This is a genomic window from Oceanimonas smirnovii ATCC BAA-899 (assembly GCF_000381965.1).
GTDB lineage: Bacteria > Pseudomonadota > Gammaproteobacteria > Enterobacterales > Aeromonadaceae > Oceanimonas > Oceanimonas smirnovii.
In genome coordinates, this window is sequence record NZ_KB908462.1 from 47,351 (window position 1) to 59,623 (window position 12,273).

A 12,273-nucleotide genomic window follows, 5' to 3' on the forward strand; every position below is an offset into this window, starting at 1 on the left:
TGCATGTCTGTTATTACTCATATTTTGTATGCCACCGACTTCTCTGAAGGGGCCGCTGAAGCAGCGGTCCTGGCCCGGGAGCTGGCCAAAGCCCACGGCGCACGCTTGCACCTGCTGCATGTGATCACCGAGCTGGATGACCGGCACCGTCGGGGCATTCCCGCCAGTGTGATGGAATCCTTTGTAAAAGAAGTTAAAACCCAGGCCATGGCCGATTTGCACAGCTTTCAGAGGCGTTATTTTCAGGGGCTGGAGAACCAGCTGACCACCGAGCTGCGTCTGGGGCACGGTGCCGACGAAATTCTGGCCAGTGCCACTGAAACAGGTGCCAGCCTGATTGTGCTCGGCACCCGCAGCCGGCGCGGGATGGAAAAATGGCTTATCGGCTCCACCGCCGAGCGGGTGCTGCGCCAGTCTGCGTTGCCAGTACTGACCGTACCCGAGCGCAGCTGACATTATTCATTGGAAGACCATAAACGTAACGACAACGAGGACATCATCATGACCAAGCATACCCACTCCTTTCGCGTGTTAACCACCCTGGCGGTGGCCACTGTCGCCAGCCTGGGCGCTGCCACTACCCAGGCTCAGACCGAGCGTCTGGCTTTTTCCGGCGGCCCCGACGGCGGTACTTTTCAGTATTTTTCCAACGGCATTTCCACCCGGCTGTCCCGCACCCTGGACGGGGTGGAAGTATCCAACATGGCCTCTGCCGGCTCGGTGGAAAACCTGCGCCGGGTTAACTCCCGTGATGCCGACTTTGGCATTGTCTATTCCGGCGACATGTTTCTGGGCCTGAACGGCAAGCTGACCAACGACACCCGCAAATACCGCAACGCCAAGGCGGTGTCCTACCTTTACGGTGCACCCGCCCACCTGATTGTGCTCGACGGTGCCGACATTACTGAAGTATCCCAGCTTGAAGGCAAGAGCGTGGCTGTGGGTCCGGCCGGCTCCGGTGCTGCCGCCTCGGCCCAGCGCTTTTTTGAAAGCGTAGGCCTGTGGGACAAGATCACCCCGCAATACATCGGCTATAACCAGGGTGCTTCCGCACTTGGGGACCGCCAGATCGATGCCCTCTGGGTGTTTGCCGGCTTCCCCAATGCCTCGGTTATTCAGGCTGCCTCCAGCAACGACATTCGCCTGTTGCAGGTACATGAAGCCGCAAGCCAGGGCACCCTGTTTCAGGATCACCCTTACTACGCCGAAGTGACCATTCCCGCCGGCACCTACCCGGGCGTGGACTACGACGTGGTGACAGTACAGGACTCCGCCCTGTGGGTGGCCGGCCGTCATCTGTCTGCGGATCAGGTCGCTGCCAGCCTGAAACAAATTTATTCCGAGGAAGGGCTGACCTTTATGCGCTCTGTATCTCAGGCCGCAGCTTCAATGAGCATCGATTCGGGCACCATGGGCATAGTGACGCCGCTGCACGATGGTGCCAAGGCCTTCTGGACCGAGCAGGGCAAAACCCTGACTGATCAGCAGCAATAAAATACTCGCTTTTCCTCTCTAATTAACGGGCCCATTGCGGCCCGTTTTCTTGTTATAGTCTTTGAGTTATTTTTTCTACCTTCTCAGGAGACAGTGATGACGCACTTATATCCCGAACAGGATGCCCTTCTCGACACTGCCCTGGATCTGGCACTGGAGCGCGGCTGGCACGGCTTTTGTTTACGCCAGCTGGCCGATGCCGGGAACATGACCCTGGCTGAGCTGAGCCAATATTACCGCTCTCGCGATGATCTGGCAGAAGCCCTGTTCGACCGGGCCGATCAGGCCATGCTGAGTGTGCAGCAAGACTGGCAGCAGCCTCTGCATGAGCGGCTGTTCAGCACCCTGATGGTCTGGTTTGATTCCCTGTCGCCCTATCGCAGTCTGGTTAAAGACATGCTCGGCTACAAGCTGGAACCCGGCCATCTGCACCTGCAGGCCCATGGCATTACCCGGGTAAGCCGCACCGTGCAGTGGCTGCTGGAAGCCACCGACTGGCAGGCGGGTGGTCTGCGCCGCAGTGCCGGCGAGGTGGCGCTGACCGGCATTTATCTCACTGCCATGGCCAGCTTTGTTAATGATGCCAGCGATCATTTCGACACCACAGAAACCTTGCTCTATGGTCTGCTGAGGCGTTCAAGCCGCCTGCTGCAGGACTGACACCGGAGCCTGCACCTTGTGATTTTTGCCGAACGTAAAGACGGTCATCTGCTCAAGCTGTCGCGCATTTTGCGGGAAGCCACCGAGCACCGCTTTGAGCTTTATCTGTTTGTGCCCGGCGAGCTGGGACTGAACAGCACTGTGGTGCCCGAAGAAAGCTTTTATCACAACGCCATTCATACCAGCCGCACCTATTTCAGTGACAGGCCGCACCTGCCGCTGGTGCACAGCCGGCTGGCGGAGCGGGGCAAGCTCACGCCCGAGCAATACCGGCTCAGTCTCAGCCTTTATGGTTATCAGTATGTGGTGGGGCTGGAGCAGTCCTGTCACGATCTGCGCAACCACATGGAAACAGTAGAGCTGGAAAAGGTGGAAGAAGTGGTGGCTCTGGCCCAGGACATTCTCAGCCGGCTGCGCCGCCGCGTGCCCACCGACGACACCCTGCGCAAGTATTACACCAACATAGACAACTATGTGTCCTGGTTTACCGAGCAGCGGCTGCTGGGGCTGGTGGCTCACCTGCCCCGCAACGGCGACTATAAAACCGTGAAGTCCATGCTGCTGGATGTGTGTCAGCTCGAGCGCCAGCACCGCATAGAGCACCAATACAATACCGCCCATGCCAGCGATTCATTATCCCGCATTTCCAACAAGATGCGGCTGTTGCGCCGGCTGATCGAATACCCGGTCACCCTCAAGGAAAAAACCCGGGAGCTGGGCGGCGGCGAGCAAAAACTGCTTAAATCCGTGGTCACCGCCGTGGTGATGACCACTGTCTCGCTGGCCGCTTATGAAGTACGGGAAACCCTGGGTGGTATTTCCATGATGGTGATTTTTGCTCTGGCCCTGCTCTATGCACTGCGGGAGCTGTTCAAGGACGACCTGCGCAACACCCTCTGGCGCTGGCTGCGCAAGGGCAGACCCAAATGGCGGCGGCAGTATTTTGATGTGCACAGCAGTCAGCCCGTGGGCCGCCAGCTGGAATGGTTTGATTACAAGCGTCCGTCCCGGGTGCCCGATGAGGTACGCGCCGTGCGTCGGGCCAGCATCAGCCAGCGGGAAGAAGTGGTGATGTTTTACGGCAGCCATTCGCGCATGCTGCCCACCCGATTTCTGACCGGCTATGAACAGACCCGGGAAAGCCTGCAGCTGGATTTAAGCATGCTGGCACGGCTAATGGAAAAAGGCTCTCACCATGTGTATCAGCTTAAAGACAATCAGGTGGCCCGCCAGCCGGTGGAAAAACGCTATCTGTTCAACCTGGTCACCCGCGAGGTTCAGGGCCAGAAGCCACCGGTGCTGCAGCGCTGGAAGGTGGTGGTCAGCCGCTCCAAGATAGTGGAAATTGAAGAAATTCCGCAATCATCAAAAAACGGAAAAAAGCTGTAAGAATCCGGCCCTCTCATTCGACTGTACAGAAGAACAGACACACAAGACGGTTTGTTTCTTCACTGACAGAAGGATGCTGAGTATGAATAAGGTCAACACTGCTACTACCCTTGCCTTTGCCCTGAGCACAGCACTGGCCGCTTCCGGCACGGCGCTTGCCGACAATCACAGCGGCATCAAAGGCGAGATGGAAAAATGCTACGGCGTGGCCCTGGCCGGCCAGAATGACTGCGCAGCCGGCCCCGGCACCAGCTGCGCCGGCACATCAAAAACCGACTATCAGGGCAATGCCTGGAAACTGGTGCCCGCCGGCACCTGTCTGGAAACCGACTCCCCCACCTCGCCCACCGGCAAGGGCCAGCTGAACGCCTTTGATGAAGTAAAGGCCTGAGCCCAGGGAGGCACCATGACCACATCGTTTAACCGGGCGTCGTCGGGTGCCTTTTCCCTGCCGGCCTCGGCGGGGCTGGGGCTCAAACTGCAGCACACCGAGGAAATACTCACCACTCACCCGCCCCTGGGCTTTGTGGAAATTCATGCGGAAAATTTTATGGTGGCGGGCGGCCCCCGCCATCATTACTTAAGCCGTATTCGGCAGCATTACGCGTTGTCGGTCCATGGTGTGGGCCTGTCGCTGGGGGGAAAGGAACCTCTGAACCAGGAGCATCTGACCCGGCTGGCGCAACTGGTTGCACGTTATCAGCCCGAGGCGGTGTCGGAGCATATCGCCTGGTCCGGACTGGGCGGCCGCTATACCAATGATCTGCTGCCCCTGGCTTACACGCCCGCCAGTCTGCAACGGCTGTGCAGCCATATCGACCAGGTGCAGCAAACACTGAACCGCCCCATTATGGTGGAAAACCCCGCCACCTATCTGCGCTTTACCGAATCCACCCTGAGTGAGGCCGATTTTATCAGCGAGGCGGTGCGCCGCACCGGCTGTGGCCTGCTGCTGGATGTAAACAATGTGTATGTGTCGGCGGTCAATCACCATTACGACGCCCGGGCCTATATTCAGGCGCTGCCACTGGACCGGGCAGGCGAAGTGCACCTGGCGGGCTTTGACGAACAGGCCGACGACAGCGGCGCGCCCCTGCTGATAGACAGTCACGGCAGCCCGGTGGCCGAGCCGGTGTGGGCGTTGTACCAATGGCTGCTGGCGCACACCGGCCCCCTGCCCACCCTGCTGGAGCGGGACAATAATGTGCCCGCCCTGAATGAGTTACTGACAGAAACGGCGCATATTCAGCGCCTGCTCGATGAGCCACGTCTCAGGGAGTGCCGCCATGCATGACGCCTTTCTCGACGCCCTGCTCGACCCGGTCCGGCCGGTGCCCGATGCTGTGGCCGCCCATGACGGCCGGCAGGCCCGCTTCAACGTCTATCGCAATAACGTGCGGGTGTCACTGACCGAGGCGCTGGCGGCGCAGTTCCCGGTATGCCGGCAACTGGTGGGGGAAGACTTTTTTAACGCCATGACAGGTTGTTATATAGCGCAGTCGTTGCCCGCCTCACCGCTGCTTACCGACTATGGCCACAGCCTGCCTGAGTTTATCGAGGGCTTTGCTCCCGCTGCCAGTGTGCCCTATCTGGCGGATATGGCGCGGCTGGAGCTGGCGGTACAAGCCGTGCTCCATGCAGCCGATGCCAGGCCACTGCCACCGGAACAATTACAGTTGCTGCTGGCGGATCCGGAACGTCTGGCCAGCCACAAGCTGAAACTGAGCCCCGACTGTGCCCTGCTGCGCTCAGCCTTTGCAGTAGGTTCCATCTGGCTGGCCCACCAGGGCGAGGGCCGGCTTAAAGACATACAGGCCGCCACTGCGGAAAATGCCCTGCTACTGCGCACCAGCCTGTCGGTTGCCCTGCTGCGCCTGAATAACGCCGATGCCGCCTTTATGGCCGGGCTGCTGACCGGTCAGCCTTTAGGGCTGGCCCTTGAGCGCACGACACAGCAGCACCCGCAGTATAACCCCGCCAATATGCTGAACTGCCTGCTGCGCCAGCGCCTGATCACCGGTACAGGAGCTGCATCATGAAGCTGACCAACACACTGTGTACCTGGCGCAACGTGCTTAATCGTCTGCCCCATTCATTTATCGCCCTGCTGGGCCGGTTTGCCATTGCCGCCGTGTTCTGGCGCTCGGGCCAGACCAAGGTAGACAACTTCAGCCTCGACATCGTCAGCGGCGAGTTCAGTCTGGGCTGGCCCAGCCTGAATCCGTCTGCGGTGTTTCTGTTTCGGGAAGAGTACCGGCTGCCGCTGATTTCTCCCGAGCTGGGTGCCCTGCTGGCGGCTACTGCCGAGCATGTGTTTCCGCTGCTGTTGTTGCTGGGGCTGGCAACCCGGCTGTCGGCGCTGGCGCTGCTGGCCATGACCCTGGTGATCCAGGTGCTGGTGTATCCCGGTGCCTGGCCGCTGCACGGCGTCTGGGCCACGGTATTACTGCTGCTGGCCGCTCGCGGGCCGGGCATCATTTCAGTGGATTATTGGCTAACCGGAAAACGGTGTGATTAACTGTTACTTATCTCACCATACCCAACTGACAAGGATTGTTATGGCGATTTCTTCCGGTGCCAGTGCTGGGCTGAACGAGCAACTGCGGCTGCAGATGCTGAAATTTGCCACCCTGCAACTGCGCGATCCCACGCTGGCGGAAGACGCCGTGCAGGAAGCCATGCTGGGAGCTTTCCGCTATGCCGACTCCTTTAACGGCAAGGCCGCCTACAAAACCTGGGTGTTTGCCATTCTCAAGCACAAAATTGCCGATGAGTTACGCAAGCGCCAAAAGCTTGCCACCGTCAGCGAACTGAATGATGAGGACGATCAGCAGTTTGAAGAAAAGCTGTTTAATCAAAACGGCCGCTGGCACAAGCAGGAGCGACCGCAGCGCTGGAGCTCCCCCGACGACAGCCTGGAAGATGAACGCTTCTGGCAAATCTTTGAAGCCTGCCTCAACGGCTTGCCTGCCAGTCAGGGCAGAGTCTTTATGATGCGGGAGTTTGTGGGGCTGGAAAGTTCAGAGATCTGTGCCGAGCTTGCCCTCACCGTCAGTAACCTGAATGTGCTGCTGTACCGGGCACGGCTCAGATTGCGGGCATGTCTGGAAAATCGCTGGCAGCAACAAGGAGACTGCGCATGCTGAAATGTCACCAGGCGACCCGGTTAATGTCTGAAGCTCAGGAACGCCCTCTCAACGCCAGAGAAAAACTGAGCCTGAGAATGCACACTCTGATGTGTGCTGCCTGCCATCACTTTCAGCAGCAGCTGCCGGTATTACGCCGGCTCAGCCAGGCCTATACCAAACGCAAATAGGCCCGGTGTTTACCGGGCCTGAAGGTGCGGGCCTCAGCGCTTCAGCCGCACCACCAGATCATGCAGCTCGGCAGATACCGATTGCAGTGCATCCATGCTGGCGGCAGCAGCATCCGCTTGCTCCAGTCCGGAATCGGAGACTTCCGCCATGGTCACCGCCTGGCGGTTAATGTCTTCCGCCACACAGGCCTGTTGCTCCACGGCGGTAGCCATCTGCAATGACATATCGGCAATACGGGACACAGCTCCGGCAATGCCTTCAAGAGTTTGCTCGGTTTCCACCACTCGCGCCAGCCCCGATTCGGCACTGGCTTTACCCTGCTCCGCCACATTCACCGAGGAGCCGGCCCGCTCGGTCAGCTCCGCTACTATGCGGTGAATTTCGCCGGTAGACTCCCGGGTGCGGGCTGCCAGCTGACGTACCTCATCGGCTACCACCGCAAAACCGCGACCGTGTTCACCGGCCCTGGCCGCTTCAATGGCGGCATTCAATGCCAGCAGATTGGTCTGTTCAGACAGGGTTTCAATCATGCCAGCTACCTGCGCAATGGCAGCGGTCTGCTCCGCCAGCTGCCGCACTTCACCACTGATGTCGTCCACGGTATGCTTAAGACCGGCAATGGCTTCCCGGGTCACCCCTGCCACATTCAGCCCCTGCGCAGCCATGTGGCTGACAGTGTCGGCCTGACTGGCGGTTTCCTGTACATGAGTGGTCACGTCATGAATGGTGGTGCTCATTTCATTCATGGCGGTGGCCACCAGCTCGGTCTGCTCCCGCAGTCCGGCCATGCCTTCACGAGTCTGCCGGAACTGTACTGCACCATCATCGGAACGGCGGCTGACTCTGGCAGCAGCATCTTCAATGCGGGTAATGGCAGCCAGCAACCGTGCCCGTTCACTGCGGATCCCTACATATAACCGGCCCGGCATGCCCTGCTCACGGCTGAGGGTTCGGACCGCCAGCTCATGACGAAAGGCATTGCCCAACAGGTTATCAAGCTGCCTGAGAGTGCGAACATGGCGGTAATGACTCCAGCCGGCAAAGGCCGCCAGCGCTGTCAGCTCCAGCGCAATGCCGGCCCCGGTTCTTGAGGTAAGCAGCAAACCTGCCACCGCCAGCTGACTTGCCCCCAGCCAGAGCAGAGGCTGCCTGAGCCAACCCAAAGAGAACTCTTTCTTACCGGTGCGCAATTGTTCATACAGCCGCTCGGCCCGCTCTACATCGGCGCGGGACGGGCAGGAGCGCACCGATTCATAGCCCACGGTTTTACCGTTTTCGGTAATGGGAGACATATAAGCATCTACCCAGTAGAAGTCGCCGTTTTTGCAGCGGTTTTTTACCAGCCCCATCCAGGTTTTACCGGCCTTGAGGTGCTCCCACATTACCCTGAAGGCCTGGGCCGGCATATCGGGATGGCGGATCATATTGTGAGGCTGGCCTATCAGCTCATCCCGGGCATAGCCGCTTATCGCCACAAAAGCGTCATTGCAATGCAGTATATTGCCCTGAATATCGGTTGTTGAGATCAGGCGCTCACCAGCACTAAAGGTGCGCTCATTATTTGTAACTGGAAGGTTTTCTCGCATTAAACGTCCTTTATTACTACGACAAACAAACCAAAAGACGATCTCTTATGCTAAATACAGAATAAACAACTGCTGGCAGTATTCTGGCTCAGGGAAAGATGATTTAGTTTTTATGAATATTATAACGTCTTATCGGCACTGCCAGAAGGCGACTTTAACTGACAATTTCTTTCTTATTTGAAGTGGAACACTTAAGTCCCGGGGGCCAACTGTCATACAATGAGCGCCGGAAATTCCGCGCAGCGTATGTCGAGCGCCAGTATCCGATACCCTCTGGTACCAGGCACGGCCGCTGCTCCCCCAACACCAACCTGGGAAATAGGGAAATAATGACCAATAAACAATCCACCATCGTCTACACCCTGACCGACGAAGCTCCTGCGCTGGCCACCTACTCTCTGCTGCCCATTATTCGCACCTTTACCGATGCCGCCGGCATTGATGTTACCCTCAGCGATATCTCTCTGGCCGGCCGCGTTCTGGCTGCCTTTCCTGATCGCCTGACCGACGAGCAGCGCGTGGCCGACGGCCTGGCCGAACTGGGTAAATTGACTCAGGATCCTCACGCCAATATCATCAAGCTGCCCAATATCAGTGCCTCAGTGCCGCAGCTGCGTGCCTGCATCAAGGAGCTGCAGTCTCAGGGTTACCAGGTTCCCGACCTGCCCGATGACCCGAAAACCGATGAAGAAAAAGCCATTCGCGATACCTACTCCAAAATCCTTGGCAGTGCGGTCAACCCGGTACTGCGCCAGGGCAACTCCGATCGTCGCGCGCCGGCTGCAGTAAAAGCCTTTGCCCGCAAATATCCTCATTCCATGGGTGAGTGGTGCAAGGCCTCACGCTCTCATGCCGACTACATGAACGGCGGTGATTTTTTCTCCAGCGAGCAGTCCATTACCAGCGACAAAGCCCAGACAGTTCGCATCGAGTTTATTGGTAAAGACGGCAAACCCCAGCTGAAAAAAGAACTGCCGCTGCAAAAAGATGAAGTGCTGGACAGCATGTTTATGGATGCTGCGGCGCTGGAACGCTTCTTTGAACGCACCCTGCGCGAGTGTAAAGACACTGGCGTCATGTGGTCACTGCACGTAAAAGCCACCATGATGAAGGTGTCTCACCCCATCGTATTTGGTCATGCCGTGAAAGTGTTCTACAAGGAAGTGTTCGACAAATATGGCAAGCTGTTTGAAGAGCTGGGTGTCAACCCCAACAACGGCATGAACAGCGTACTGGAAAAGATTAAAACCCTGCCTCAGTCCACTCAGGAAGAAATTGAAGAAGCCATTCACGACTGCTACGAGCATCGTCCGGAAATGGCCATGGTGGACTCCGTAAAAGGCATTACTAACCTGCACGTGCCCAGCGACGTGATTGTGGATGCGTCCATGCCCGCCATGATCCGTAACTCAGGAAAAATGTGGGGCCGCGACGGCAAGCTGAAAGACACCAAGGCCGTTATGCCCGAGTCTACCTATGCCCGCATTTATCAGGAAGTAATCAACTTCTGTAAAACCAACGGTGCCTTTGATCCGCGCACCATGGGCTCGGTATCCAACGTGGGCCTGATGGCAATGAAAGCCGAAGAATACGGCTCTCACGACAAAACCTTTGAAATGACAGAAGACGGCACCATGCGCGTGGTCAGCGAAGCTGGCGACGTGCTGATGCAGCATGAGGTACATAAGGGTGACATCTGGCGCGCCTGCCAGACCAAGGACGCCGCCATTCGCGACTGGGTCAAGCTGGCCGTAAACCGCGCCCGCAACTCTGGCACACCTGCCGTCTTCTGGCTGGATGAAGAGCGTGCTCACGATAATGAACTGCGCAAAAAGGTAGAAACGTATCTGCAGGAGCATGATCTGAACGGCCTGTCCATTCACATCATGGGTTATAACGAAGCCATTCGTTTCTCTATGGAGCGCATGAAACGTGGCAAGGACACGATTTCCGTTACCGGTAACGTGCTGCGTGACTACCTGACCGACCTGTTCCCCATTATGGAACTGGGCACTTCTGCCAAAATGCTGTCCATCGTGCCCATGCTGGCCGGTGGCGGCATGTATGAAACCGGTGCCGGCGGCTCTGCACCCAAACATGTACAGCAGCTGATGGAAGAAAACCATCTGCGCTGGGACTCTCTGGGTGAGTTCCTGGCCCTGGCCGTGTCGCTGGAAGAGCTGGGCATCAAGGAAGGCAACGACCGCGCCAAGCTGCTGGCCAAGTGCCTCGATAAAGCCACCGAACAGCTGCTGGACAATGGCAAATCGCCGTCACGCCGTGCCGGTGAGCTGGACAACCGCGGCAGCCATTTCTATCTGGCCATGTACTGGGCCAAGGAGCTGGCAGCACAAACCGACGATGCCGAGCTGGCCGCTCACTTTGCGCCGCTGGCCAAAACTCTGGCCGACAATGAAGAAACCATTGTGAACGAGCTGAACGCGGTACAAGGCAAGTCTGCCGGTGTGCAAGGCTATTATCATGCTGATCCGGCACAACTGGAAAAGGTAATGCGCCCCAGCGCTACCCTGAACCAGACTCTGGCCAAACTGAATAGCTAAACATCTGTTTTAATTACATAAAGTAAACCCGGCTGCGGCCGGGTTTTTATTTTTTGTTGCTCAATACAGAAAAAGCACGCTTCAGCTTTATAGCCATTGCTCACCCCTGTTTTCCTGCCCAATATGGGCACTTACACCCATAACACGCCTGCTGACCATGATAGACTCACGCGGATTTTATGTTCCGGTGCCATCCTTACTGGTGCCTCACGCTTTTTTTGCTTCAGGAGCATTATGTTATGTACAAACTGATTGGTTGCACTCTGGCGGCCCTGCCACTGCTGGCCGCTCCGGCCATGGCACAATCCCTTAGCGGCAGTGTCGGTGTCTCGGTAACACAAGCACCGGACTATCTGGGCAGTGATCACTATGAAACCCGGGTGCTGCCCGATGTTAATCTGCGCTACGGTGAGCAGTTCTATCTGAACCTCAGAGATGGTCTGGGCTGGAATATTTATCATCATCAGGGCTTAACCCTGTCTCCTTTTATCGGCTATGTGCCGGGTCGCGATAATGAAGGCGACCTGAGCCGCTTTGACCAGGTAGACGGCGGCCTGACCGGCGGCCTGCGCCTGCAGTACCGTCCCGGCCCCTGGAACGTAACATTAAAGGCACAGGCACCCATGACGGGTGATATGGACGGATATCAGGTCACGCTGCGCGCTGGCTGGCAGCAAAGTCTGACTCCTGAGTGGTCTGCAGGTATTGGCCCCAGCCTGACCTACAGCAGCAAGGAATGGACACAAAGCCTGTTCCGGGTGTCGGCCCGTGATGCACTGAAAAGCGGCTTTCAACGCTATGAGCCCGGTGATGGCTACTGGCGACTGGGCCTGAGCGGTCATGTAAATTACCGCTTTGCTTCTCACTGGTCTGTTACCGGTCTGGCCGGCATCACTCAGCTGACCGGCGATGCCAAAGACAGCCCCATCGTCCGCGATGCCGGTGACGATGTGCAGGCGCTGGCCGGCATGGTACTGAGCTACCACTTCTGAGTTAAAAACAGGCAACCGGGTTGCCTGTTTTTTCATTTCCGGACTAAGCTTGCCGTCAGCAAAAGAGCAACACTTGGTTACCATTGTAATATTTAGATTGCTATCCTTTCGTCAGTGTCACCATCTTTTTCATTTCGCTCACAACACTTATAAAAATCCATAAAAAGCAGCAAAACACCGCAAAAACCATGCCAAAACACACAAATCAGCACCTCTAAGTTTGTCTTTGATCACCAAACTCCAGTTGAGCCCCTCCCCTTTTCTTGCGTCTTTT

At 57.3% G+C, this 12,273-nt stretch carries 13 protein-coding genes; 12 read left to right on the plus strand and 1 reads right to left on the minus strand.

All coding sequences use genetic code 11. The features are described 5' to 3' along the window. Window positions 1–3 precede the first annotated feature (3 nt). From G364_RS0110630 to G364_RS17230, 10 genes are all read left to right on the plus strand, one after another. Complete coding sequence (locus tag G364_RS0110630) at window positions 4–453, plus strand: universal stress protein (RefSeq protein WP_019935131.1); 450 nt, start codon at window positions 4–6, stop codon at window positions 451–453. Window positions 454–501: 48 nt separating this feature from the next. After that, window positions 502–1,494, plus strand: coding sequence for a TAXI family TRAP transporter solute-binding subunit (locus G364_RS0110635; protein WP_019935132.1), 993 nt, complete (start codon window positions 502–504; stop codon window positions 1,492–1,494). Between the two features lie 96 nt (window positions 1,495–1,590). Continuing rightward, window positions 1,591–2,154 carry a TetR/AcrR family transcriptional regulator gene (locus G364_RS0110640; protein WP_019935133.1) on the plus strand — a complete coding sequence of 188 codons (564 nt, stop codon included), beginning with the start codon at window positions 1,591–1,593 and terminating at the stop codon, window positions 2,152–2,154. A gap of 18 nt (window positions 2,155–2,172) precedes the next feature. Next, window positions 2,173–3,543, plus strand: coding sequence for a hypothetical protein (locus tag G364_RS0110645; protein ID WP_019935134.1), 1,371 nt, complete (start codon window positions 2,173–2,175; stop codon window positions 3,541–3,543). A gap of 82 nt (window positions 3,544–3,625) precedes the next feature. After that, window positions 3,626–3,934 carry a BufA1 family periplasmic bufferin-type metallophore gene (locus tag G364_RS0110650; protein ID WP_019935135.1) on the plus strand — a complete coding sequence of 103 codons (309 nt, stop codon included), beginning with the start codon at window positions 3,626–3,628 and terminating at the stop codon, window positions 3,932–3,934. 15 nt (window positions 3,935–3,949) lie between these two features. Further along, a complete protein-coding gene (gene bufB / locus G364_RS0110655; protein ID WP_019935136.1) occupies window positions 3,950–4,837 on the plus strand; it encodes an MNIO family bufferin maturase in 888 nt (295 codons plus the stop codon). Further along, complete coding sequence (locus G364_RS0110660) at window positions 4,830–5,582, plus strand: HvfC/BufC N-terminal domain-containing protein (protein ID WP_019935137.1); 753 nt, start codon at window positions 4,830–4,832, stop codon at window positions 5,580–5,582. The genes bufB and G364_RS0110660 overlap by 8 nt, the downstream gene beginning before the upstream one ends. After that, on the plus strand, window positions 5,579–6,061 hold the full coding sequence (locus tag G364_RS0110665; protein ID WP_019935138.1) for a DoxX family protein: 483 nt from the start codon (window positions 5,579–5,581) through the stop codon (window positions 6,059–6,061). The genes G364_RS0110660 and G364_RS0110665 overlap by 4 nt, the downstream gene beginning before the upstream one ends. 40 nt (window positions 6,062–6,101) lie before the next feature. Then, window positions 6,102–6,689: a sigma-70 family RNA polymerase sigma factor gene (locus tag G364_RS0110670; RefSeq protein WP_019935139.1), complete on the plus strand. Its 588-nt coding sequence runs from the start codon at window positions 6,102–6,104 to the stop codon at window positions 6,687–6,689. Next, window positions 6,683–6,859 carry a zf-HC2 domain-containing protein gene (locus tag G364_RS17230; protein ID WP_019935140.1) on the plus strand — a complete coding sequence of 59 codons (177 nt, stop codon included), beginning with the start codon at window positions 6,683–6,685 and terminating at the stop codon, window positions 6,857–6,859. Before G364_RS0110670 ends, G364_RS17230 begins: the two co-directional genes overlap by 7 nt. Window positions 6,860–6,892: 33 nt before the next feature. On the opposite strand, the gene G364_RS0110680 is transcribed toward G364_RS17230, so the two are convergent. Beyond that, complete coding sequence (locus tag G364_RS0110680; protein WP_019935141.1) at window positions 6,893–8,446, minus strand: methyl-accepting chemotaxis protein; 1,554 nt, start codon at window positions 8,444–8,446, stop codon at window positions 6,893–6,895. Window positions 8,447–8,775: 329 nt separating this feature from the next. Here G364_RS0110680 and G364_RS0110685 point away from each other — a divergent pair, with 329 nt between their 5' ends. Further along, the gene (locus tag G364_RS0110685; protein WP_019935142.1) at window positions 8,776–11,007 is read left to right on the plus strand and encodes an NADP-dependent isocitrate dehydrogenase; all 2,232 of its coding nucleotides are present in this window, start codon (window positions 8,776–8,778) and stop codon (window positions 11,005–11,007) included. A 239-nt stretch (window positions 11,008–11,246) separates the two neighbouring features. Further along, the gene (locus G364_RS0110695; protein ID WP_019935144.1) at window positions 11,247–11,999 is read left to right on the plus strand and encodes a MipA/OmpV family protein; all 753 of its coding nucleotides are present in this window, start codon (window positions 11,247–11,249) and stop codon (window positions 11,997–11,999) included. Window positions 12,000–12,273: the final 274 nt, after the last annotated feature.

Excerpts from the sequence above, each read along its gene's own strand:
- G364_RS0110650 (WP_019935135.1), top strand. The coding sequence starts at position 3,626 with ATGAATAAGGTCAACACTGCTACTACCCTTGCCTTTGCCCTGAGCACA.
- G364_RS0110695 (WP_019935144.1), top strand. The coding sequence starts at position 11,247 with ATGTACAAACTGATTGGTTGCACTCTGGCGGCCCTGCCACTGCTGGCC.
- G364_RS0110660 (WP_019935137.1), top strand. The coding sequence starts at position 4,830 with ATGCATGACGCCTTTCTCGACGCCCTGCTCGACCCGGTCCGGCCGGTG.
- G364_RS0110640 (WP_019935133.1), top strand. The coding sequence starts at position 1,591 with ATGACGCACTTATATCCCGAACAGGATGCCCTTCTCGACACTGCCCTG.
- G364_RS0110665 (WP_019935138.1), top strand. The coding sequence starts at position 5,579 with ATGAAGCTGACCAACACACTGTGTACCTGGCGCAACGTGCTTAATCGT.
- G364_RS0110685 (WP_019935142.1), top strand. The coding sequence starts at position 8,776 with ATGACCAATAAACAATCCACCATCGTCTACACCCTGACCGACGAAGCT.
- G364_RS0110630 (WP_019935131.1), top strand. The coding sequence starts at position 4 with ATGTCTGTTATTACTCATATTTTGTATGCCACCGACTTCTCTGAAGGG.
- bufB (WP_019935136.1), top strand. The coding sequence starts at position 3,950 with ATGACCACATCGTTTAACCGGGCGTCGTCGGGTGCCTTTTCCCTGCCG.
- G364_RS0110680 (WP_019935141.1), bottom strand. The coding sequence starts at position 8,446 with ATGCGAGAAAACCTTCCAGTTACAAATAATGAGCGCACCTTTAGTGCT.
- G364_RS17230 (WP_019935140.1), top strand. The coding sequence starts at position 6,683 with ATGCTGAAATGTCACCAGGCGACCCGGTTAATGTCTGAAGCTCAGGAA.
- G364_RS0110670 (WP_019935139.1), top strand. The coding sequence starts at position 6,102 with ATGGCGATTTCTTCCGGTGCCAGTGCTGGGCTGAACGAGCAACTGCGG.
- G364_RS0110635 (WP_019935132.1), top strand. The coding sequence starts at position 502 with ATGACCAAGCATACCCACTCCTTTCGCGTGTTAACCACCCTGGCGGTG.